General features: G+C 67.8%; 22 protein-coding genes, 1 pseudogene and 2 riboswitches. Of the genes and pseudogenes, 20 read left to right on the top strand and 3 right to left on the bottom strand.

Going from position 1 to position 22,924, the window contains the following annotated elements; all coding sequences use genetic code 11:
• Positions 1-8 precede the first annotated feature (8 nt).
• Complete coding sequence (locus AC1D1A_RS18735; RefSeq protein WP_476857546.1) at positions 9-1,175, bottom strand: cytochrome P450; 1,167 nt, start codon at positions 1,173-1,175, stop codon at positions 9-11.
• A 285-nt stretch (positions 1,176-1,460) separates the two neighbouring features.
• Between AC1D1A_RS18735 and AC1D1A_RS18730 the strand changes: the two genes are divergently transcribed.
• The 13 genes from AC1D1A_RS18730 (at position 1,461) to AC1D1A_RS18670 (ending at position 12,326) form a co-directional block, all read left to right on the top strand.
• Complete coding sequence (locus AC1D1A_RS18730) at positions 1,461-1,763, top strand: flagellar FlbD family protein (protein WP_018775806.1); 303 nt, start codon at positions 1,461-1,463, stop codon at positions 1,761-1,763.
• A gap of 2 nt (positions 1,764-1,765) precedes the next feature.
• The gene (locus AC1D1A_RS18725; RefSeq protein ID WP_028277084.1) at positions 1,766-2,575 is read left to right on the top strand and encodes a motility protein A; all 810 of its coding nucleotides are present in this window, start codon (positions 1,766-1,768) and stop codon (positions 2,573-2,575) included.
• Complete coding sequence (locus AC1D1A_RS18720; protein WP_079555607.1) at positions 2,572-3,396, top strand: OmpA/MotB family protein; 825 nt, start codon at positions 2,572-2,574, stop codon at positions 3,394-3,396. The genes AC1D1A_RS18725 and AC1D1A_RS18720 overlap by 4 nt, the downstream gene beginning before the upstream one ends.
• Before the next feature lie 135 nt (positions 3,397-3,531).
• Entirely contained in the window at positions 3,532-4,428 is an 897-nt protein-coding gene (locus AC1D1A_RS18715; protein ID WP_223914317.1) for a flagellar motor switch protein FliM, read from the top strand.
• Entirely contained in the window at positions 4,425-5,147 is a 723-nt protein-coding gene (gene fliN / locus AC1D1A_RS18710; protein ID WP_028277087.1) for a flagellar motor switch protein FliN, read from the top strand. The genes AC1D1A_RS18715 and fliN overlap by 4 nt, the downstream gene beginning before the upstream one ends.
• Complete coding sequence (fliO, locus tag AC1D1A_RS18705; protein WP_476860128.1) at positions 5,148-5,771, top strand: flagellar biosynthetic protein FliO; 624 nt, start codon at positions 5,148-5,150, stop codon at positions 5,769-5,771.
• The gene (fliP, locus tag AC1D1A_RS18700; protein WP_476948424.1) at positions 5,768-6,634 is read left to right on the top strand and encodes a flagellar type III secretion system pore protein FliP; all 867 of its coding nucleotides are present in this window, start codon (positions 5,768-5,770) and stop codon (positions 6,632-6,634) included. Before fliO ends, fliP begins: the two co-directional genes overlap by 4 nt.
• Positions 6,631-6,906 (top strand): flagellar biosynthesis protein FliQ, encoded by a 276-nt coding sequence (fliQ, locus tag AC1D1A_RS18695; protein WP_079555610.1) that lies wholly within the window; start codon positions 6,631-6,633, stop codon positions 6,904-6,906. Before fliP ends, fliQ begins: the two co-directional genes overlap by 4 nt.
• Position 6,907: 1 nt before the next feature.
• Entirely contained in the window at positions 6,908-7,666 is a 759-nt protein-coding gene (locus tag AC1D1A_RS18690; RefSeq protein ID WP_476872222.1) for a flagellar biosynthetic protein FliR, read from the top strand.
• Positions 7,666-8,754, top strand: coding sequence for an EscU/YscU/HrcU family type III secretion system export apparatus switch protein (locus AC1D1A_RS18685; protein WP_476872223.1), 1,089 nt, complete (start codon positions 7,666-7,668; stop codon positions 8,752-8,754). Before AC1D1A_RS18690 ends, AC1D1A_RS18685 begins: the two co-directional genes overlap by 1 nt.
• A 73-nt stretch (positions 8,755-8,827) precedes the next feature.
• Positions 8,828-10,876, top strand: coding sequence for a flagellar biosynthesis protein FlhA (locus AC1D1A_RS18680; protein WP_476851538.1), 2,049 nt, complete (start codon positions 8,828-8,830; stop codon positions 10,874-10,876).
• A complete protein-coding gene (locus AC1D1A_RS18675) occupies positions 10,854-12,068 on the top strand; it encodes a hypothetical protein (RefSeq protein ID WP_476948423.1) in 1,215 nt (404 codons plus the stop codon). The genes AC1D1A_RS18680 and AC1D1A_RS18675 overlap by 23 nt, the downstream gene beginning before the upstream one ends.
• Positions 12,069-12,077: 9 nt before the next feature.
• A complete protein-coding gene (locus AC1D1A_RS18670) occupies positions 12,078-12,326 on the top strand; it encodes a carbon storage regulator (RefSeq protein WP_026538957.1) in 249 nt (82 codons plus the stop codon).
• Positions 12,327-12,340: 14 nt separating this feature from the next.
• Here AC1D1A_RS18670 and flgN read toward each other — a convergent pair whose 3' ends face one another.
• The gene (flgN, locus tag AC1D1A_RS18665; protein ID WP_476857540.1) at positions 12,341-12,856 is read right to left on the bottom strand and encodes a flagellar export chaperone FlgN; all 516 of its coding nucleotides are present in this window, start codon (positions 12,854-12,856) and stop codon (positions 12,341-12,343) included.
• A 243-nt stretch (positions 12,857-13,099) separates the two neighbouring features.
• Here flgN and AC1D1A_RS18660 point away from each other — a divergent pair, with 243 nt between their 5' ends.
• Complete coding sequence (locus tag AC1D1A_RS18660) at positions 13,100-13,918, top strand: sigma-70 family RNA polymerase sigma factor (RefSeq protein WP_026538956.1); 819 nt, start codon at positions 13,100-13,102, stop codon at positions 13,916-13,918.
• A gap of 166 nt (positions 13,919-14,084) precedes the next feature.
• Entirely contained in the window at positions 14,085-14,564 is a 480-nt protein-coding gene (locus AC1D1A_RS18655) for a Dps family protein (protein ID WP_028275324.1), read from the top strand.
• A 153-nt stretch (positions 14,565-14,717) separates the two neighbouring features.
• On the opposite strand, the gene AC1D1A_RS18650 is transcribed toward AC1D1A_RS18655, so the two are convergent.
• On the bottom strand, positions 14,718-16,304 hold the full coding sequence (locus AC1D1A_RS18650; RefSeq protein ID WP_476948422.1) for an MFS transporter: 1,587 nt from the start codon (positions 16,302-16,304) through the stop codon (positions 14,718-14,720).
• Positions 16,305-16,371: 67 nt separating this feature from the next.
• Between AC1D1A_RS18650 and AC1D1A_RS18645 the strand changes: the two genes are divergently transcribed.
• From AC1D1A_RS18645 to AC1D1A_RS18625, 5 genes and pseudogenes are all read left to right on the top strand, one after another.
• Positions 16,372-16,911: a TetR/AcrR family transcriptional regulator gene (locus AC1D1A_RS18645; RefSeq protein WP_079555622.1), complete on the top strand. Its 540-nt coding sequence runs from the start codon at positions 16,372-16,374 to the stop codon at positions 16,909-16,911.
• A gap of 283 nt (positions 16,912-17,194) precedes the next feature.
• Positions 17,195-17,293: riboswitch (glycine riboswitch) on the top strand.
• Between the two features lies 1 nt (position 17,294).
• Positions 17,295-17,409: riboswitch (glycine riboswitch) on the top strand.
• Between the two features lie 39 nt (positions 17,410-17,448).
• The gene (gene gcvP, locus AC1D1A_RS18640) at positions 17,449-20,370 is read left to right on the top strand and encodes an aminomethyl-transferring glycine dehydrogenase (RefSeq protein WP_476948421.1); all 2,922 of its coding nucleotides are present in this window, start codon (positions 17,449-17,451) and stop codon (positions 20,368-20,370) included.
• 12 nt (positions 20,371-20,382) lie between these two features.
• Positions 20,383-21,531 (top strand): glycine cleavage system aminomethyltransferase GcvT, encoded by a 1,149-nt coding sequence (gene gcvT / locus AC1D1A_RS18635; protein ID WP_476948420.1) that lies wholly within the window; start codon positions 20,383-20,385, stop codon positions 21,529-21,531.
• A 521-nt stretch (positions 21,532-22,052) separates the two neighbouring features.
• Positions 22,053-22,436 (top strand): glycine cleavage system protein GcvH, encoded by a 384-nt coding sequence (gene gcvH, locus AC1D1A_RS18630; RefSeq protein ID WP_476948419.1) that lies wholly within the window; start codon positions 22,053-22,055, stop codon positions 22,434-22,436.
• Positions 22,433-22,924 (top strand): annotated as a pseudogene (locus AC1D1A_RS18625) (serine hydroxymethyltransferase); the annotation flags it as partial. The gene gcvH and the pseudogene AC1D1A_RS18625, both read left to right, overlap by 4 nt.

The following is a 22,924-nucleotide window of genomic DNA, read 5'->3' as shown; positions in this document are numbered from 1 at the left end:
GGCCGCCGTCAGGCAGCCTGCCAGGTCACGGGAAGCTGTTTCGCCCCGTACACGATCATGCTTTCCATCCGCTCCAACTGCGCGTCGGGGTCCACAGCAAGCCCCGGCAGCCGTGAGAGCACGGCCTCCAGCGCGATCCTGGCCTCCAGCCGCGCCAGGGGCGCCCCCAGACAGAAATGGATGCCCTGCCCGAAGGCGAGGTGACGGTTGGGTGAGCGTTCGACGTCGAACTCGTCCGGGCTCGGGAACTGCTCCCCGTCGCGGTTCGCCGAGCCGATCCAGGCAATGATCGGCGAGCCTGCCGGGATGGTGCGGCCGCGCACGGTCGTGTCGACGGCTGAGAGCCGGTACATGGACTGGACGGGGGAGCGGTAGCGCAGCACCTCTTCGATGGCGTGCGGGAGCAGGGCAGGCTCGGCGACGAGGCGTTCCGCCGTGCCCGGCGATTCGGTGAAGCACAGCACCGCATTGCCGATCAGGTTGGTGGTGGTCTCGTTTCCCGCCACGAGCAACAGGCTGCAGAATCCCAGCAACTCGATGGGACTGAGCTTCTGCCCGTCGATCTCGGCCGCGAGGAGCGCGCTGATCAAATCATTGCCCGGCCGGTGCCGCCGCTCCTCGATCATGGCCATGAAGTACTCCGCCATTTCCCGGTTGGCTGCCGTGTGGACGGAATCGTCGGCGCCCGGGCGGGTCTGGCTCACGATCACGTCGGACCACAGCTTGAACCGGTCCCGGTCAGAGGCCGGAATGCCCATGAGTTCGGCGATCACGATCACCGGAAGCGGATAGGCGAGCTGTTCGATCAGGTCCGTGGCGCCGCCGGCCACCACCGGCTCCAGCAACTCGCCGGTCAGTTCCGAGATGCGCGGGGCGAGCGCTTCGACTGCCCGCGGTGTGAACGCCTGCGTCACGAGCGAACGCAACTGGCGGTGCCGCGGCGGGTCCGTGTTGACCAGGCTGGCGGCGAAGAGCTGGCCCGTTTCGGAGGGGTTGTCCCCGCCCATCCGGGAAGAAAATGTGGCGTGCTCGGACAGGACCCGCTGCACGTCGTCGTAGCGGAACACGTGCCAGACGCCCGTGTCCGGGTCCTGGAAAACGGGTTCACTGTCCCGCATGGCTGCGTAGCGGGGAAACGGGTTCAACGGCTGCTCAAAATCCGGAAATGACGCCATGGCTGGCCTTCCTGATGAGGCGGGCGGCCGTCGTTTCCTGGCACTGGGCCAACTGCACGGGACGAACTGCGGTGGAGCAGACGTCCAACGGGGCGGGCCGGGTGGCCCCGTCAGATCCCACCCTAATACCGCGCGGCGGCCTTGGCACGAGGAATGTTGCTGCGCCGGCCGCCCCCGGGCACCGGCACGTTGACAACGCGCCTGACGACGGCGCCTAACGAAGGGGCCCCGGCTGCCGACAGTACGGAGGAGAACACCCTTCCCCTCACAGAGCAGAATCGGCCCATGATCGTCGTCACACGCCTCAACGGAACGCGCTTCGCGGTCAATCCGGACCTCATTGAACGCATCCACGAGAGCCCGGATACGCACTTGGTGACACTCGACGGCGCCGCCTACGTGGTGCTCGAAAGCCTCGCCGAGGTGGTCGAGCTCATCGCAGAGTACCGGGCTTACATCCTGAGCAAAGCCCGGGACTTTCCGGCCATCACCGGCTATCCCCTCAGCCTGGTCCGGACTGAAGACCCGGACGACGACCCCTACGACGACGGCGCCGGTCCCACGGCGCCCGCGCAACCCAGAAAGTAACGATGGATCCCGCAACAGTCATCGGACTGCTCCTCGCCTTTGGCTCCGTTATCGCCATGGTGTCGCTCGAGGGCGCCAGCCTGTCGGCGTTGCTCCTCCCGGCCCCCATGATCCTGGTCTTCGGCGCCACGCTCGCCGTCGGGATCGCCGGAAACACCCTCAAAGACGTCGTCCAGGCCTTCAAAGCCCTCCCCAAGATGTTCCTCGGCAAAACCGCCAAGCCGCAGGAAAGCATTGACCAGATGGTCCGCTTCGCCGAAAAGGCGCGCAGCGAGGGCCTGCTGTCCCTGGAAGAGGAAGCGGCCAGCGTCAAGGACCCCTTCCTGGCCCGTGCACTGCAGAACATCGCCGACGGCACCGACGCCGAGGACCTCCGGATGCTCATGGAGGACGAGATCGACTCCAAGTCCCGGAGCGATCACGCCAACTCCAAATTCTTCGCGAGTCTCGGCGGCTATGCCCCCACCGTGGGCATCATCGGCACCGTGGTATCCCTGACCCACGTCCTGGAAAACCTCTCCACCCCGGACCACCTCGGCCCGATGATCGCGGCAGCCTTCGTCGCCACCCTGTGGGGCCTGCTGTCCGCCAACTTCATCTGGCTTCCCTTCAGCGCCCGGATGGCCCGGCTCTCGGAACTGGACATTGAACGGATGACGCTGCTCATGGAAGGCATGCTGTCGGTCCAGTCCGGTGCCCAGCCGCTTCTGCTGGCCGAACGGCTCCGCGCCATGGTCCCCGAGCACCAGCTCAAGAGCTCCGGCAAGAAGGCCGGCGCTGACAAGTCCGACAGGATGGACGAGGCAGCGTGAGCCCCAGGCGGCGCGGGCGGAAGAAGCCGGAAGAACACCACGTCGACGAACGCTGGATGGCGTCCTACATGGACATGGTCACCGTGCTGATGTGCATGTTCATCGTCCTCTTCGCGATGTCCACGGTGGACGCCAACAAGTTTGAAAAGCTCCGCAACTCCCTAGCCACGGGATTCGGCGCAGTCGCGACGGAAACGGTGGATACGGCGTCGGGCACAGTGGTGCCGCCGGAACTCGTGAAAGAGGACCTCGAGGCGTTCGCCGCCGTCAAGGGCGCGGCCACCGCATCCCCCGAGAATATGGCTGAAGCGATCAAGGAAGTGGACAAACTCAAGGCGCTGCAGCAGAAAATGCAGGCCGGCCTGGCGGCAGCCGGGCTGAGCGAGAACGTCGAGTTCCAGATCGACCAGCGCGGCCTGACGGTCAAACTCGTCGGATCGCAGGCTTTCTTCGAACCTGACCGGCCCGAGCTCACCTCCCGGGCCTCCCGGGTGCTGCAGGTCATCTCACCGGTCCTCAAACCGGCCGGCATGGAAATCATGGTCGAGGGCCACGCCGCGAACGGCATCACGGCCTACCCCTCGACGTGGGAACTGTCCTCGGCGCGCGCCGTCAATGTCCTGCGGTACATGGTGGACCGAGGCGGCATAGCCCCCGGCACGATCGGTGCCGTCGCGTTCGGTTCTGCCCGCCAGGTCAACGACGACTCCACGCCGGCGCTCATGGAGCGAAACCGCCGGGTGGACATCGTGGTCATTTCCGACAAGCCCGACGTCGTCCGGGCACTGATTCCGGAGGCCTTGAAACTCAGCGAGAAGTAGCCGTTCGGGGCTACGGCGGACTGTCCGCGTTCCGTTCCTGTTTTCCTTGGCTGTGTTTTGCCTGCATTTTTGCCTCTGTGTTTTGCCTAAGGCGTTCTGCTTACGCCACGAGTTCCCTTGCCGATAGTGGCAACCGTGAGTGTTCTGGATGAGCGGGAAGTGGCACGGGAGCGGACCGTCAGCGTCTATGACTTCCGCCGTCCTGCGACGCTCGCGCGCGAACACAGCCGGGTGCTGGAGCTCGCCTTCGAAACCTTCGCCCGCCAGTGGGGCACCCAGCTCACCGCCAAGGTCCGCGTCAAGTCCGTGGTGCGCCTGGAAGACGTCAGCATGCTCAGCTACGACGAGTACGCCGCCTCGCTGCCCGCCGTCACCGCCATGGTCCTGTGCACCGTGGAGGCCCACGATTCCAAGCTCGTGGTGCAGTTCCCCGGCCCGGCCGCCCTCGGCTGGGTCAACCGCATGCTCGGCGCCACCAACGATTCGCCCATGCCGGACCGCAAGTTCACCCAGATCGAGCAGGCGCTGATCAAGGGCCTGATGGACGAGGCCCTCGAAGACCTCGGCTATTCCCTGGGCCCGCTGCTCAGCGAGGCCGTCCGGGTGGACACCATCCAATACAACTCCCAGTTCGCCCAGGCCGCCGCACCCAGCGAACTGATGATCGTTGCCTCCTTCACCATGAGCGTCGGCGACGTCAACGCGCCCGCCACCCTGGCCGTTCCGGCCGGAATCCTGCTGGGACGGCTCAAGAAGGTCAACCCGACCGACTCCCGCGAAGACGCGGCCGCCCGCGTCAGCGCCCAACTGGAGCAGGTCCCGGTGGAACTGTCCGTACGGCTCTCGACGTCGTTCGTTACCCCGAGCCAGGTCCTGGGTCTCGCCGTCGGTGACGTCCTGACACTGCCGCACCTGGAGAACCGGCCCTTTGACCTCACCCTGGACGGAACCCGGCTGGCCACTGCCGCCCCGGCCCGCAACGGCTCCCGCGCGGCCGCAGTAATTGTCACAATCGAGGAGAACCAACGATGAGCATCACCCTGACCAAGCACGAAATGTCGGCGGAACGGCTCGTCGAGGAGCTCCCGAGCCCGGTGGCCCTGAAGGTTGTCGCGCTGGTGCCTGCCCGGTCCGCGGCGGCCTACGCCCGGCAGGCGGTCACGGCGACCTTCGTCGGCGCGGTGACCGCCGACCTCGCCCTCATGCTCAGCGACCGCACCTTCCTTGACGAGGCCGCCGGCGCGGGGTCCCAGCTGGGCCACGTCTCCGTGACCGACGTGCTGCGCCCCGCGATGGAAAGCGCCAGCTCAGTCTTCGGGGCCGGTGTCCTGTCCGACCTGCGTGAATCTGACGTCTCAGGGCTCCTCTCGGATCCCGACACGGCCGTCTTTGAACTCTCCGACGGCAGCAACGCTGCGGCCTGGTTCGCCGTCCGGCTCCGCGAACACAGCAACAGCCAGGAACGCGGCGGGGACCTGTTCGCCGGCGGGGACACCGTGGCCGGCCGGCTCGGCCGGATCAACAACATTGAAATGGCCCTGACCGTGGAGATCGGACGCACCCGGATGTCGGTCCGGGACGTGCTGTCGCTGGAACCGGGCAAGATCATCGAACTGGACCGCTCCGCCGGCGCCCCGGCCGACGTCCTGCTCAACGGCCGCCTGATCGCGCACGGCGAAGTCGTGGTCCTCGACCAGGACTACGCGGTGCGGATCACCCGGATCCTCGACGTGGCCGAGGGGCTCAGCTGAATGGACGCACTGATCCTCGGGCTGCGGGTAGTCGTGGCCCTGGGCGCGGTGCTTGGCCTCATGTGGTTCCTGCAGCACCGGCTGGGCAAGGGCACCGGACGGCGCCGGGCTGACCGCGCCTTGACCATCGTCAGCCGGCAGAGCCTCGGACAAAAAGCCTCCGTGGTGGTGGTCGACGCCGCCGGGCAGCGCTTCCTCCTGGGCGTGACCGAGCACGCCGTCAACGTCCTGCACACCGGGGACATCCCGCCCGAACCCGAAGAAGTCGCGGTCCCCGGCACCAGCCGCGGCCTGGGCGATTTCGCCCGGATGCTCGCTGACGCCAGCCCGCTCGCCGGCAACCACTTCAGCAGCCAGCCGGCCATGCCGGCAGGTGATGCCGCCGCTGACGGCGACGATTTTGCGGACGGTGTCGACGCCGACGATTTCGCCGACGGTCAGAACGGTGTCCGGGAGTTGCCGCCGTCCCGCCGCAGCTCCCTTCACCGGGGCTCCGCGGCCCGCGGCCACGCCGGCCGCGGCAGCGCCGGCGGGTCGGCCCATCCGCCGCTGCACGGCTCCATCCTGGCCGGCTCCACCTGGAAGCAGGCTGCCGCCGCGCTCAGGAGCGGACGCCGCAATTGATCTTCCCGCTCCCCACCAGCACCACCCGCCCGCGACCAGCTGGCGCAAGACCCCTCAGGCTCCTGGCCCTGGGGCTCGCCGCCGCGCTCTTTGCCGTCCTCCTGCTGTGGCTCAATGCCTCGGCAGGCCACGCCGCACCGATCGACCCTGTTGCGCCGGTGCCCCCGGCCGACCCTGCCAATCCCGACGGCGGGAACATCAACATCCAGATCAACGGGATGGACGGGAAACCTTCCTCCGCTGTCCTGACCCTGATCAGCATCACCCTCCTGGCCGTTGCGCCCTCGCTGTTGCTGATGATGACGTCCTTCACCAAGATCTTTGTGGTCCTGGCAATGACCCGCAACGCGCTGTCCCTGCCCTCCATCCCGCCGAACCAGGTCCTGGCCGGGCTGGCTCTGTTCCTCTCGATCTTTGTGATGTGGCCCGTCATCAACGAGATGAACACCCTCGGCGTCCAGCCCTACCTCAACGGCACACTGGACTTCAACGGTGCCGTCAGCGCCGCGTCGGGTCCGCTGCAGCACTTCATGCTCGCCCACACGCGCGAGGAGGACATCGCCCTGATGTCCCGTGCCGCCGGAGCCGAGAACCCGGCCACGCCTGAGGCTGTGCCGCTGCAGACCCTCATCCCGGCGTTCATGATCTCCGAACTCCGTGCCGCGTTCATCATCGGCTTCGTCATCTTCATCCCGTTCCTCGTGATCGACCTCGTGGTGTCCGCGGCCCTGATGTCCATGGGCATGATGATGCTCCCGCCCGTCATGATCTCGCTGCCCTTCAAGATCCTGCTCTTCGTGCTCGTGGACGGCTGGGGCCTGATCATCACCGCGCTCGTCCAGAGCTATGCGGGTTCAGGATGAACGCCAACGCGGTCCTGGACATCTGCCTCCAGGCCATGATCGTGGCCGCCAAGCTCTCCGCGCCCGTGCTGGTCACGGCGCTGGTGGTGGGCCTGGCCATCTCCCTGCTGCAGTCCATCACGCAACTGCAGGAAGCCACCCTGTCCTTCGTGCCGAAGGCTGCCGCGGTGGCCGTGGCCCTGATTGTCTGCGGACACTGGATGATCTCGGAGATGGTGGGCTTCACCAACGACCTCTTCGCGAAGATTCCGTCCCTGCTCGGAGGCCTGTGAGGTGGGCATCCCCATCGACCCGGCCTGGCTTGAAGTCCTGCTGCTGGCCACGGTCCGGATGACCGCCTTCCTGGTCGTGGCACCGCCCTTCTCGCACCACGCCATTCCGGGGCGCGTCAAAGCCATGCTGGGGCTGGGCCTGGGCCTGGCGGTGACGCAGCGCCTGGCCGGCGGCTACATGCCCCGGGACACCGCCGGGTTCGTCACCGGTGTGGTCCTGGAGCTCGTCACCGGGCTGGTCCTGGGCTTCCTGGTCCTCGTCATCTTTTCCGCCATCCAGTCCGCCGGCAGCCTGATCGACCTTTTCAGCGGGTTCCAGATGGCCCAGGCCTACGACCCCCAAATGATGGTCAACGGCGCACAGTTCACCCGTCTCCTGCAAATGGCGGCGCTGGCCCTGCTCTTCGCCTCCGACGGCTACCAGCTCGTCATCACCGGCCTCACCGGCAGCTTTGCCGCCCTGCCGCTGGCCGGGGGGATCGACCTGGCCCAGCCGGTGCAGGCCATGATCGCGGCGGTGTCCGGCATGTTCCTTGCCGCCGTGCAGATCGCCGGCCCCCTCCTGGTGGTCCTGTTCCTTGCCGACGTCGGGCTCGGCCTGCTGACCCGCGTGGCCCCGGCGCTGAATGCCTTCTCCCTCGGCTTCCCGCTGAAAATCCTGCTCACCCTGACGCTGGCCGGATTCATGTTCCTGGCCCTGCCCCGACTCGTTTCCAGCCTCGCCGGGCAGGCGGCCAAAGCCGTACTGGGGGTGGGCTGATGGCGGATTCACAGGAAAAGACCGAGCAAGCCACCGAGAAACGCATGCGGGAGGTCCGCTCCAAGGGCCAGCTGTCCCGTTCCCAGGACCTCACCGCCTGGCTCGGCGTCGGCGCCGCCGCGCTGATGCTGCCCAGCACGGTGGACCGGGCCGCCAACGCCGCCACGGACCAGCTCTTCAGCATCCGCGGGATCGTGTCCGCCCCGGACCCCGGCAAAGCCGTCCGGGCGCTGGAAGCCGGCTTCGCGTCCATCGCCGGGATCGTCGGCCCCCTGCTGGTCGTCGTGTTCCTGGCCGTCCTCGCCGGCTCGGCCCTCCAGGGCGGTGTCCACCTGAAGAAATTCAGGCTCGAATTCGAACACTTCAACCTGCTCGCCGGGATCAAGCGGCTGTTCGGCGCGCAGGCCGTGTGGGGCGGCCTCAAGGCGCTGCTCAAGGCAAGCGTCGTGGGGCTGGTGCTCTACACCGTCGTGCAGGGACTGGTTCCGGTGCTGCTGACCGCCGGCGGACTGCCCGTCGCCGGGGTAGTGCAGGCCGCCGCCGGCGGGATAGCCGCCCTGGTCCAGTTCGCGGTGGCCGCCGGCATCGTTCTGGCCGCGGCCGACTTCTTCGTCGTGATGCGGCGCAACCGCAAGAAGACGCGGATGTCCAAGAAGGAAATCCAGGACGAAAACAAGAACAGCGAGGGCGATCCGCTGATCCGGTCCCAACGCCGGGCGCGCCAGATGGCCATGAGCCGCAACCGCATGATCGCGGCGATCGGGGACGCCGACGTCGTCCTGGTCAACCCCACGCACGTGGCGGTGGCCCTGAAATACGAGCCCGGAAAATCCGCACCCCGCGTCGTTGCCAAGGGCGCCGGCCACGTGGCTGCGAGGATCAGGGAAGAAGCCGAGGAAAAGAACGTGCCCATGGTCCAGGACATCCCGCTGGCCAGGGCTCTCCACGGGGCCTGTGAGCTGGGGGACGAGATCCCGGTGGACTTCTACCGGGCGGTGGCCGGCGTCCTCGCGTTCGTCATGGCACTCAAGGCCCGGGGCGCCGCCGCCGGGATGCACCGCATGACCACCACGGTGGCCACCGTATGAAACACGGCAGGCTCCACAGCGTGCAACACGGCACGAAATCTTCGGGAATCAGCGTCTGTGAAAGGACAGCACCATGAACAACAGGCTGAACCGGCTGGTGGTGCCCATCGGCATCGTGGGGATCGTGCTCCTGCTGGTGGTTCCCGTTCCCGCGCCGCTGCTCGACTTCCTCATCGTCTGCAACATCCTGCTGGCACTGCTGGTCCTGCTGACCAGCATGTTCGTCAAAAAACCGCTGGATTTCTCGGTCTTCCCGTCCCTGCTGCTGGTGGCCACGCTGTTCCGGCTCGGCCTCAACGTCGCCTCAACCCGCCTGGTCCTGGGCAACGGATACGCCGGGCAGGTCATTGAAGCCTTCGGCAAGGTGACGGTCGGCGGCTCCATGATCATCGGCGCCGTCGTGTTCCTCATCCTCGTGGTGATCCAGTTCGTCGTGGTCACCAAGGGCGCCGAGCGCGTGGCCGAGGTGGGCGCGCGCTTCACCCTCGACGCCATGCCCGGCAAGCAGATGGCGATCGACGCCGACCTCAACGCCGGCCTCCTCACCGACACCCAGGCCCGGGAGCGGCGGGCCGAAGTCTCTGCCGAGGCCGACTTCTACGGTGCCATGGACGGCGCCTCGAAGTTCGTCAAGGGCGACGCCATCGCGGGCATCATCATTATCATCATCAACTTCGTCGGCGGCATCGCCATCGGCATGGTCCAGCGCGGCCTGGAAATCGGCGACGCCCTGAACACCTACGGCCTGCTGACCATGGGCGACGGGCTCGTCACCCAGATCCCGGCACTGCTCATGGCCGTCTCCACCGGCATGATCGTGACCCGGTCCAACGCCGAGTCCGACATGGGGCGGACGGCCTCCACCCAGCTGCTGCAGTCACCGAACGCCCTCATGATCGCCGGCGTCGCCGCCGTCGCCATGGCACTGATCCCCGGCATGCCCCCGATTCCGTTCGTCGTCGTAGGCGCCGGCCTGTTCATCGCCTCCCGCCGGACCGCGGCAAGCCAACAGCTGGCGGAAACGGCCCGGGAGGCCGAGTCGACCGCGCTGAACTTCCCGGAACAGGATCCGAACGAGAAGCTGCTGGAAGACATGCGCATCCACCCCGTGGAGATCCTGCTCGCACCTGACCTCGTGGATATGGTCTCCGGCGCCTCCGATGACCTCCTGGCCCGGGTCCGGTCCCTGCGGCACAAGATCGCCATGGAACTGGGCCTGGTCATCCCGCCGGTGCGCACCCGGGACAGTGTGGACCTGCCGCCGGCGACCTACGCCATCCGGATTGCCGGCGTGGAAGCCGGCCGCGGCACGGCCCCCAGCGGCCAGATGCTCGCCCTGGGCGAGAACCTGGACTCGCTCCCGGGCCCGGCGATGATCGAACCCGTGTTTGGGCTCGCCGGGAAATGGATTCCGGGGGAGATGCGCCACAACGCCGAAATGACAGGTGCCACAGTGATCGACCGGGTCTCCGTTCTGGTCACCCACCTGTCCTCGATCGTCGCGGCGAACGCTGCCCGGCTGCTGTCCCGCGAGGACGTGCGCGTGCTGACCGAGGGCGTGCGCAAGCAGAGCCCCTCCGCCGTCGACGAACTGACCCCGGCCCTGCTCTCCCTCGCCGAGCTGCAGCGCGTCCTCCAGGGCCTGCTGGATGAGCAGGTGCCCATCAACGACCTCGCCCGGATCTATGAGGCCCTCACGCTCCGCGCCAAGATTTCCACGGATCCCGAATCGCTAGTGGAAGCCGCCCGGCAGGCCTTGGGCCCCGCCCTCACGGCCAAGTTCATGGACGGCGAGGTGCTCAACGTCATCATGATCGACCCCGTCCTGGAACAACACATGCTCGAGGACATGCGGCCCGCGGAGGGCGGCAGTCAGATCGTCATGGGGCAGGAACGCCTCGACGCCGTGCTGCGCTCGGTGCGGTCCGCCGTCGACGCCGCGGCCGCCGCCAACCGCCAGGCCGTGCTTGTCTGTGCACCCGCGCTCCGGCCCGCCATCTACCGCCTCGTCGGGGCGCAGCCGGGATCCGTGCCCGTGTTGTCCTACCGCGAGGTGACCTCCGCCAACGTCCGGATCGAAACAGTAGGAGTGGTGCGCCATGCCGAACCGCTATCGGCTTAAGGGAGCCTCGCTCGAGGAAATCCGCCGCAAGGCAGAACAGCTGTACGGTCCGGCGGCCCGGATCGTTTCCGCCGAACGCGTCAGCAGCCCCGGAATCGCCGGCCTCTTCGCCCAGGACCGCTACGAGGCCATGATCGAGCTCCAGTCCAAACACGAGGTCGTCACCGGCGAGGTGGTGCCTGACGCCGACATCCTGGCCGGGGCCGATTCCGGCCCGGCGACTGGTGGTCCCGCCGGGGAGACCGCCGCCGGGGCGGCTTCCGCGGGCACTGTTCCGGGCACCGTTCCGGGCGCCGGGACCCCCGCCGGGAAGTACGACGCCGGAGCCGCGGCGGCAGCACCGGCCCCGCCGGCGGCCCGGACCGCAGCGCAGGCGGGCCCGGCCGGAGGGCCGGCACGGCCCGCCGCCCCGACCCATCACCTGCAGGGCGCCGCCATCGCCGCACTCCTGGAGGAAGCGGACGCCGCCGAGCTGAGCCTGCACCGGCCCGCTCCTGCCGGTGTGTCCACCGAATCGCGGGACTTCGCTGAGCTGCTGGAACAGCTCGGTACCGGGCTCCGGACCCCCACAGATCCGCCCGCCGCAGCGCCCGCCGCCGCCGTCGGGAGCCCCGCGCACCCGCCCGCCGCCGCCGCGCCGGGCAACGCTGCGGGTGCCCCGGCTCCGGCTCCGCTGACCGGCGTCGGCGATCTCGTGCTCCTGATCGGGCTGGGGGAGGACGCGATGGATACCGCCCTGGCCATGTCCATGGCCTCCGGAGGTGCCGATGTGCGCACCGCCGGTGAGCTCTCCGCCTATGGCCACCTGCACGTCGACGGACGCCAAAGTGCCACGGCCGCGCGCGCCCATGCCGTGGTGACGGAGCGCACCGTCCTGGTGGCGTTCGGACTGGGCAAAGCCCGCAACGCCCTGGCCCGGGTGCCGTCCGTGGCGGCGCTCTCCGCCGACCAGGTCTGGGTTGTGGTCGATGCCGGACGCAAGCACGAGGACACGGCGCGCTGGGTCGGCGTGCTGTCCGCCCAGCTCAACGTGACCGCGGTGGCGGTGGTCGGCGCCTCGGAGACCGGGTCGCCTGAAAGCGTCAATGGCCTGGGACTGCCCGTGGGCTGGATCGAGGGGCGCCCCGCCGGGCCCGAACCGACATGGCAGAACCGGCGGGAATCGTACGATGCTCCCCGGACTGAAGGGTAGATTGAGAGGATGCTGGTACTTACACGCAAGCCGGGCGAACAGATCATGATCGGCGACGGCATCGTCATCACTGTTCTGGAAGGCCGCGGCGACGGTGTTCGGATAGGCATTGAGGCGCCCCGCGGTGTGCCGATCCAGCGCCGGGAAGTCATCGAAGCCATCGCGGCCGCGAACCTCGCGGCGGCGGAAGCGGGCCCGGACGCCGAGGAAGCGCTGCGCGGCCTCATGCCGCCGCGCGCCACTCCCGCCGACGGCTGAGGACCCGCAGCGGATCAGACATGGTCCCCGCCGAGATACTGGGCCAGGAGCGGCTGGGCTGAACGCCGGAGCACGGCGAGGGACCGCTCCAGGTTTCCTCCCATGGTCAGCTGGTCCAGAAGCCCGGCCGTGCCCGCCGGGCCGGCGCGTCCCGGCATCGGGAGGCTCCGCAGCGCGTCCTCATTCACGCTGGAAGCCTCGCCCAGCCGGGCCAGGAGTGCGTGCAGGGCGTCCAGATGCTCGCGCAGGATCTCGGGCCATGGCCCGGCGGGCGCGGCCGCAATCAGTTCGACGAGCGTGGTCTGTGCCGGCAGGCCCCATTGGGCCGCCACGGCAGCAGACTCGACGCTCCGGGCCAGGGCTTCGAAGCGCAGGCGGTCCAGCACGGTTTCAATCTCGGAGGCCATGAAGCTCAGCCATTCCAGATTCCCGGCCACGACGTGCAGGCGCTGCGTTTCCAGCCTGAAGAGGAGTAGCTCCAGCTGCCGCCGCTCCTGCCACAGTGCCGCGGAGAGATCACTTGCGCTCATGTGCCCCATTCTCTTTCCGCCCCGTGAATCACAGCTTCGGGGCGGTCACCGCATTTTTCGCACAGCTTTTCCCTGAGGGTACACGCAGATCTTGGAACAGGTGATAGGTTTCCTCCATGGGTGCTGCGCCCTACTTGCGAACGCTGACTCCAATGGGGGGAGCACCGGTCGGTTTTGGGTGCGGCTCTCGGCGTTTTAAGGGTCGAGGACCCTTCGGATCCGGTCTCATGGGGGGACACAGTATTGAATCGCGTGGAACGCAACGAGATGGTCACGCAGCACCTTCCGCTGGTGGGGTATCTCGTCTCAGATTTGTGCTCGAAGGCGTCACACCTTTCTCGCGATGACTTGGCGTCAGCCGGCGCTATTGCCTTGATTACCTCGGCCGATTCGTTCGATCCAGGCCTCGGGGTGCCGTTCGGCGCTTTCGCGCGCCGGCGTATCCTTGGCGCCTTCGCAGACGAGATGCGGGCCAGCGACTGGGCCACCCGATCCGCCCGCCGCCGGATCAAGGAAACCATGTCCGTGCAGGAAACCCTGGCGTCCGCCCTGGGCCGCACCCCCACAGTGGACGAGATCGCCTCTGCCCTGGGCGTCCAGCAGAGCGTTGTGGAGGCCGCGCTCGCGGATGCCTCGCGCACATTGACGCCCCTCGACGAGGCCGTGGTGGACACCCTGGCCGCCGAAACCCTCACCCCGGAACACTCCGTGCTCGCGGACGAACGGCTCCAGTACCTTCGGGCCGCCGTGAAATCCCTTCCGGAACGGATGCGCTACGTGGTGGAGGAGATCTATTTCGGAGACCGCACGGTCAAAGACCTGGCCGCGGAACTCGGATCCACGCACGCAGCGGTGTCCCAGCAGCGTTCGGAAGCCATCCGGCTCATGCGCGACGGCCTGAGCGCCCACTACGCCGACGACCCCGAGCAGCCGTTCCAGCCCCAGTCCAGGATTACCCCGAGGCGGCGCAACGACTACCTCACCCAGCTGTCCGAATCCACCTCCGGCGGCATCACACGGGCCGTGTTCCCGCGTGGGCCCATCCTCAACGAGGCCGTCTAAACCGCCCCCAAAACGGTTAGTAAGCCGACTTAGTAAGCTGACCGAGAAATTCCTCCCAGAAGCATCGCGGCCCGGCGCCGCGCTGCGGTAGCGTCGGAAGCATCGGCCGGGGTGCCAGCAATGGCATGCGCGGCCCGCACGGCACCGGTTCTATCGAGGAGGATTCATGAAAGCATCACCAACATTGACGACCAACCTGCAGGCAGTACTGGTGGACCTGATCGAACTCCACGTTCAGGGCAAGCAGGCACACTGGAACATCGTCGGGACCAACTTCAGGGACCTTCACCTCCAGCTGGATGAAATCATCGACGCCGCCCGGGGATTCGCGGATGACCTTGCCGAGCGCATGCGTGCCCTCCACGCCCTCCCGGACGGCCGAAGCTCCACGGTTTCCAAGTCCACCGCACTGGCCGAGTTCCCGAAGGGCCTGATCAACACGAAGGACGCCATCGAGCGGATTGTCGCCGCGCTTGAGGCGGCCGTCGGCACCATGCGCAAGGTCCATGACGAAGTGGACGAGGAAGATCCCACCACCGCGGATCTGCTGCACGAGTTCATCGCCAAGTTTGAGCAGTACGCCTGGATGGTGAATGCCGAGACCATGCGGGCCACCGCCAGCGTGACCACCCCGGACAGCAAGTAGGGACCGGCTCCCACCAGCCCCCCAAAAAACAGCAGCGTCCGGCGCCGGGAGGATACCCGGCGCCGGACGCTGCTGTTTAAGGGCTGGAACCCCTTGGTGCTGACGACGGCGTGACGCTGACGACGGCGTGACGCTGACGGCGGCCGCTGAGCCCTATTGGGCCTTCGGCACCGACCGCAGGACGACGGCGGCCAGGACGCAGGCCCCGGACATCAGAACCAGTGCAATGGACGCTGTGACGTGCACGCCCGAGTCGAAGGCGGTGCGCGCGGCCGCCGTCACCGCCTCGGCCAGGGGCGCCGGAAGCATCCGGGCCAGATCCACAGCGCCGGCCAGGGTTTCACCGGCCTGGCTGGTGGCCGCCGCCGGGGCGAGTTCGGACACGCCCGCGGGAAGCCGGAGGTTGCCCTGGTAGGAGGCCGTCAGGATTGAGCCGAGAATCGCCGTACCCAGCAGGGACCCCACTTCGTAGCCCGTCTCGGAGATAGCGGCGGCTGCCCCTGCCTTGTCGGCGGGCGCCGCACCCAGGATCAGGTCATTGGAGATCGTCTCCGCGGCGCCCACCCCCAGGCAGAGCACCAGCAGGGCGGCAAGGAGCAGCGACGGGCCCTGGCTGTGGTCGCCGAATGCCACCACGAAATAGCCCGCCGCGCTCAGCAGCAGGCCGCCGGCCACCACAAAGCCGGGCCGCACCTTGCGCACCAGCGGGACCACGAGCAGCCCCGCTACAACCGTGGCGATGAGGGCCGGGACCATGGCGACGCCGGAGGCCGAGGGGGACTGGCCCTCCAGCAGCTGCAGGTGCTGGGCCAGGAAGAGGATGAAGCCGTTGAAGGAGAACAGTGCCAGGACGTTGGCCACAATGGCCGTACTGAAGATCCGGTTGCCAAACAGGCTGACGTCGAGCATCGGCGCGGTGCTGTGGTCTGTCCTGTGGATACGGGCAAGCGCGCGTTGCCGCCGGATGAACACATAGCCCATGAGCAGGCCGGTTCCGATGCTCGCGAAGGCCTCGGGAGCCGGCCCGTGGGTGGCAAGGGCTTTGATCCCGTAGACCACCGGCACCATGACCAGCAGGGACAGGGCAATGCTGGGCACGTCCACCCGGCCCGGCTTCGGATCGCGGGATTCCGGGATCAGGGCCGGCCCGAGCAGCAGCAGCGGCAGGATGATCGGCACCGCGACCAGCAGGACGGCGCCCCACCAGAAGTGTTCCACCAGCCAGCCGCCGACAATCGGGCCGAGGGCGGCGCCGCYGGAGAAGCCGGCGGCCCAGATCGCCACCGCCAGCCTGCGCCGGTTGGGCTGCGGAAAGATGTTCCGGATCAGCGACAGCGTGGACGGCATCAGCATGGCGCCGAAAAGGCCAAGCCCGGCGCGGCCGGCGATCAGCCATTCCGCACTCGGCGCGAACGCCGTCACGGCCGACACCGCGGCAAAGCCCGCGCTGCCCACGAACAGCAGCCGGCGCCGGCCGATCCTGTCGCCCAGGGAACCCATCGCGACCAGGAGTCCGGCCAGGACCAGGGGATAGGCATCGACGATCCAGAGCAGTTCGACGCCGGAGGCGGTCAGGCTGCTGGCGATGGCCGGCAGGGCGAACGTGAGCGCGGTGTTGTCCACGGCCACGAGCAGGACGGGGAACATCAGCAGGGCCAGCGCCACCCAGTCACGCCACGGTGCCCGGGGTCCGGTGGCCGCAGGAGTGCTGGTGGCTACGGTGATCGATGAAATGCTCATAAGGATAACTGTACCGTCTGGACGGTACAGTTAAGAAATGCGCGCGCGGACAGGCATGATGGGAGGCATGCCCAGGAAACCCGTCGCCCGCGAGGCCGTCCTCGATGCCTTCGAATCCCTGCTCATCGAAGTCGGTGAACGCGCCGCGACGCTGGACGCCGTCGCGCGCCGGGCCGGCGTCTCCAAGGGCGGCCTGCTCTACCATTTTCCGACCAAAGAGGCCATGATCGCGGTCCTGCTGGAACGGCTGGACCGGCTCCTGGCTGCCGATGTTGCGGCCATGGCGGCAGCCCCGGAAGGGGCGGCGGCGTACTTCATCAAGTCCTCGGTGTGGGCGGACACGCCCATGGACCGGGTCTTCGTGGCGGCCACGCGGCTCGCCGAGGTGGCGCACGGGGAAACCCTCCGCCGCTTCGCCGCCGGCCAGGCGAGCTGGCTGGAACTGCTGGCGGCCGACGTCGGGCCCGCCATGGCGAAGGCCGTCTTGTGCATGGGGGACGGGCTGTACTTCAACGCCATGCTGGCGCGGGGTCCCGGCGGGCCGCCGCCGGAAGTCGAGGCGGACGTCCAGAGCCTCCTGGCCGCCGTCGAGCGCCTGCGCGGCTGAAGCCCACACCCACACCCACCCCTACTCCCCGCCGACCCCCTACTCCCCGCCGACCCCCCTTACTCCCCGCCGAATTCGCCGGAAGCGTTCGAGTACGCCGGAAAGTTACGGCGACTCCGGGCGTTTCCGGCGAATTCGCGCCGCCGGATTCGCCGCCGGGTGGCTCGTGGCCCGTAACCTGGGTCCGCCGCCGGGAGGGAGTTTGCGGACGCGCGCCCGGCATAGGACAATGAGAGCTGTGACTGTTGTCACCCCCGATTGAACACCCAATTAAATACGCCTTTGATCTGCGGCGGGAGAGTCCTGCAAGTAGGTACAAGCAGGCGCCGTAGGAGCAAACCCTCCCCAGGAATCTCTCAGGCCCATGTACCGCCGCGGCAAGGCATCTCTGGAAAGTAGCAGGCGTGTCCCGGACATGCTGTGCTCACCGACGGTGCAAGCGGAGCCCTGAAACGCGGGCTGCGCGGAAACTCTCAGGTCCAATACAGAGCGGGGAGGAACCCGAATCAATGTGGCGTACCCTGCGCCGCCTGAGTTATGGAGTTCCTTGTGACTGTTACCCCAGCCTCCACGTCCTTCGTTGACCGGCATATCGGCGCGCGCCGCCAGGCCGACGTCGACGCCATGCTGAAGGCTGTCGGCTACGACACCGTCGACGCCCTGGTGGACACCGCCGTTCCGAAGGACATCCGCCAGGACGCCGACCTCGCGCTCGCCGCGGCCCTGAGCGAGGTCGAAGTCCTCGCCGAGCTGCGCAAGCTGGCGTCGAAGAACAAGACCGCCGTGCAGATGATCGGGCAGGGCTACTACGACACGCTCACCCCGCCGGTGATCCGCCGCAACATCCTCGAAGCCCCGGCCTGGTACACCGCGTACACGCCCTACCAGCCGGAGATCTCCCAGGGCCGGCTGGAGGCGCTGCTGAACTTCCAGACCATGGTCCAGGACCTGGTCGGCCTGCCGATCGCCAACGCCTCCCTGCTGGATGAAGCCACCGCCGTGGCCGAGGCCGTGCTGATGATGCGCCGCGCGAATAAGAACAAGACGGCGCACGACGGCAAGACCGTCCTCGACGCCGACTGCCTGCCCCAGACCATCGCGATCGTCAAGGGCCGCGCCGAGGCCCTCGGCTTCGAGGTCGAGGTCGCCGACCTCTCCAAGGGCCTGCCCGACGGCGTCATCAACGGCGTCGTCCTGCAGCAGCCGGGCGTCTCCGGCCGCGTGTTCGACCACACCGCCGTGATCGCCGACGCCAAGGAACGCGGCGCCCTCGTCACCGTCGCGGCAGATCTCCTCTCCCTGACCCTGATCACGTCCCCGGGCGAGCAGGGCGCTGACATCGCCGTCGGATCCGCCCAGCGCTTCGGCGTGCCGCTGTTCTTCGGCGGACCGCACGCTGCCTACATGGCCGTCCAGAAGGGGCTCGAGCGCTCCATGCCCGGCCGCCTCGTGGGTGTCTCCAAGGACAACGCCGGCGTTCCCGCCTACCGCCTGGCCCTGCAGACCCGCGAGCAGCATATCCGCCGCGAGAAAGCCACCTCCAACATCTGCACCGCCCAGGCCCTGCTGGCCATCGTGGCTTCCTTCTACGCCGTCTACCACGGCCCGGACGGGCTGAAGGCAATCGCCCAGTCGGTCCACGTCCACGCGAAGACCATCGCCGCCTCCCTGAAGGCCGCCGGCCTGGATGTGCTGCACACCTCCTTCTTCGACACCATCACCGTCTCCGTGCCGGGCCGGGCAGCTGAGATCATCGCGGCAGCCGACGCCAAGGGCGTCAACCTGCGCGCCATCGACGCCGACACCGTCGGCATCTCCGCCGACGAGGCCACGACGGTTGCCGTCGTCGCCGACGTCATAGCCGCGTTCGGCGCGTCCGTGACTGCCGCGGCTGCAGGCACGGACACTGCGTTCGGCCTGGACCCCGCCGTCGAGCGCACCTCCGACTACCTGCAGCACCCGGTGTTCAACACGCACCGTTCCGAGACCCAGTTGCTGCGCTACATCCGTCGCCTCTCGGACCGCGACCTTGCCCTGGACCGGACCATGATCCCGCTGGGCTCCTGCACCATGAAGCTGAACGCCACCGCCGAGATGGAGGCCATCTCCTGGCCGGAATTCGCCTCCATCCACCCGTTCGCCCCGGAATCCCAGACCGCCGGCTGGCGTGAACTGATCGAGGACCTCGAAGGCCAGCTGACCGAGATCACCGGCTACGACCAGGTCTCGATCCAGCCCAACGCCGGTTCCCAGGGCGAGCTCGCCGGGCTGCTGGCGATCCGCGGCTACCACCTCTCCCGCGGCGATGCCCAGCGCAATATCTGCCTGATCCCGGCCTCCGCGCACGGCACGAACGCGGCCTCGGCCGTGTTGGCCGGCATGAAGGTCGTGGTCGTGGCCACGGCTTCGGACGGCACGATCGACCACGCGGACCTGACCGCCAAGATCGAGCTGCACAAGGACGCGCTGTCCTGCATCATGATCACCTACCCGTCCACGCACGGGGTGTACGACGCCGATGTCCGCGAGGTATGCGACGCGGTCCACGCCGCCGGCGGCCAGGTCTACATCGACGGCGCCAACCTCAACGCCCTGGTCGGGCTGGCCCAGCCCGGCATGTTCGGCGGCGACGTCTCGCACCTGAACCTGCACAAGACTTTCTGCATCCCGCACGGCGGCGGCGGACCGGGCGTCGGCCCGGTCGCGGCCAAGGCGCACCTGGCCCCGTTCATGCCGGGCAACGCTGCTGATCCCGCCAACGGCGCCGACGGAACCCCGATCTCCGCCTCCCGCTACGGCTCGGCCGGCGTGCTGCCGATCTCCTGGGCCTACGTGAAGCTGATGGGCGGCCGCGGCCTCACCGAGGCGACCAAGTCCGCGCTGCTCGCGGCGAACTACATCGCGGCCCGCCTCAACGACTCCTTCCCGGTGCTCTACACCGGCGAAGGCGGCCTGGTGGCCCACGAGTGCATCCTGGACCTGCGCGAACTCACGGCCAAGACCGGCGTGACCGCCGAGGACGTGGCCAAGCGCCTGATCGACTACGGCTTCCACGCCCCCACCCTGGCGTTCCCGGTGGCCGGCACCCTGATGGTGGAGCCCACCGAATCCGAGGACCTGGGCGAGATCGACCGCTTCATCACGGCCATGGTCGCCATCCGCGCCGAGATCGACCAGGTGGCCAACGGCGATTTCACCGTGGGGCACAGCCCGCTGCGCAACGCCCCGCACACCGCCGCTGCCGTGATCAGCACCGACTGGACCCGCGAGTACCCGCGTGAGCAGGCCGTCTTCCCGGTCCACACGCTCAAGCAGGACAAGTACTTCCCGCCCGTCGGCCGCATCGACGGCGCAGCCGGGGACCGCAACCTGATCTGCTCGTGCCCTCCCCTCGAGGCCTTCGAAGAAGACACAGCAATCCACTCCGACGACTCCGCCAACTCCGACTCTGACAGCTAGGGACAGCCACCGATGAATGAGAATTACACGGCACTTTACGAAGAGCACAAGAAGCTCGGCGCCTCCTTCACGGACTTCGGCGGTTGGCAGATGCCGCTGAAGTACAGCTCGGAACTAGCCGAGCACCACGCCGTCCGCAAGTCCGCGGGCCTGTTCGACCTCTCCCACATGGGCGAAGTCTGGGTCACCGGCCCCGACGCCGCAGCCTTCCTGGACTACGCCCTGGTCGGCAAGATCTCGGCGATGGCCATCGGCAAGGCCAAGTACTCGCTGATCTGCAACGAGGACGGCGGCATCATCGATGACCTCATCACCTACCGCCGCGGCGACCAGAAATTCCTTGTGGTCCCCAACGCCGGCAACGCGAAGGTCGTCGCCGCGGCCCTGGCCGAGCGCGCCGGTTCCGGAAAGGACGGCGGATTCGACGTCACCGTCCGTGACGCGTCCGCCGAGATCTCGCTGATCGCCGTGCAGGGACCCAAGGCCCAGGAGATCCTGCTGCGCCTGGTCCCCGCCGCGCAGCACGAGCTCGTCACCGGCCTGAAGTACTACGCCGCAGTGGACGTCCCGTTCATGTTCGCTGGAGCCAGCCAGGACCTCCTGCTGGCCCGCACCGGCTACACCGGTGAAGACGGCTTCGAGATCTTCGTCGCGAACGACGACGCCGCCGCCCTCTGGCAGGCGCTCGTCGCCATCGCAGAGGACGGCGAGCTGACCCCCGCCGGGCTCGCGTCCCGCGATTCGCTCCGTCTCGAGGCCGGCATGCCGCTTTACGGCAACGAGCTCTCCCTGGAGGGCGATCCGTTCGCCGCCGGCCTGGGCCCCGTCGTCGCCCTGTCCAAGGAAGGCGACTTCATCGGCAAGGCCGCCTTGGCCGCCAAGAAGGAAACCGGCGCCGGCGCCACGACGGGCCGCAAGCTCGTCGGGCTCAAGGGCCTCGGGCGCCGGGCCGGCCGCGGCCACTACCCGGTCCTCAAGGACGGCAACGTCGTCGGCGAAGTCACCTCCGGTCAGCCCAGCCCGAGCCTGGGCTACCCGGTCGCGATGGCCTACGTCGACGTCGAATTCACCGAGCCCGGCACCGCACTGGACATCGACCTCCGCGGCAAGGCCGAACCCTTCGAAGTGGTCGCACTGCCTTTCTACAAGCGCCAAAAGTAGCCGAAGCTGTCCCGGGGGCTGCGTGATTGTGGTTGCGTCAGCCCGTCGGACCCGGCATCCTCTGCATGCTCGGTCGCGAAGACGCCCGCTGAGCGGACGTAACGCTCCCTTAGACGCATGCTCCCGGATGTCGGGCCCGAAGGGGCCCTGCAGCTCACCTCGGGTTCAACTCACCTCGAGTTCCAAGCCTCATTTGGGGCGCCTTCGAAAGCCAAAAGTGCTGGGGGATGTAGCGCCTACCGCGGCTCTGGGTTGTCCCAGGCTCGATCAGTGGGGGTTGAGCTTGATGACACCCTTGAAGCCTCGGAGCACCCCGGCTCTGGAAGATATCGAAAAGCCACTGTTTCTTCCGGGGAAACGGCTGGCCCCAAAAACTGAACTGAATAGCGCCGGGTGAGGGGATTCCGGAAGCGTGCGTCTAAGCGAGGGACGAGCGAGCACGCGGAGGAATTGCCTCATCCGCCACCCAACCCACCACAATTGTTGTGGCCCACGACTTTTCAAACGTAAAGGAAAAACACATGGCAAAAGTTGCCCCTGAACTGCAGTACTCCGACGAGCACGAGTGGGTTGCCCGCGAGGCCGGAAACGTTGTTTCCATCGGCATCTCCGCCGTCGCCACGGATGCCCTGGGCGACATCGTCTACGTGGACCTGCCCGAGGTCGGTTCCGCGGTGACTGCGGGGGAGACCTGTGGTGAGGTTGAGTCGACCAAGTCGGTCTCGGACCTCTACGCGCCGGTCACCGGCGAGGTGGTGGAGATCAATGACGCCGTCGTTTCCGATCCGGCGCTGATCAACAGCGATCCGTACGGGGCCGGCTGGCTCTTCAAGGTGGCCGCCGAATCGGACGGCCCGCTGCTCTCGGCCCAGGAGTACGCGTCCAAGAACGGTGGCGAACTGTGAGCGGCGCAACGGCGGCCGCGGGCACCCAGACGTTGGCGTTCGAGCAGGTCGTTTCGCCGAGCCTGGACGCGGACCTGTCCGTGCTGGATCCGGAGATCGCCGCGAAGATCGACGCCGAGCTGTCCCGGCAGCGTGACGGTTTGGAGATGATCGCCTCGGAGAACCACACCGCCTGGGCTGTGATGCAGGCGCAGGGTTCGGTGTTGACTAACAAGTATGCCGAGGGCTACCCGGGCAAGCGCTATTACGGTGGCTGCGAGCACGTTGATGTGATCGAACAGCTCGCGATCGACCGGGTCAAGGCCCTGTTCGGCGCGGGGTTCGCGAACGTGCAGCCGCATTCCGGTGCGCAGGCCAACGCCTCGGTGATGCACGCCCTGATCCGGCCGGGCGACACCATCATGGGCCTGAATCTGGCGCACGGCGGGCACCTGACGCACGGCATGCGGATCAACTTCTCCGGCCGGCTCTACAACGTGATCCCGTAT

The sequence above is a fragment of the Arthrobacter sp. P1_B9 genome, from assembly GCF_056406495.1.
This window is presented reverse-complemented; position numbering and strand designations above follow the sequence as displayed.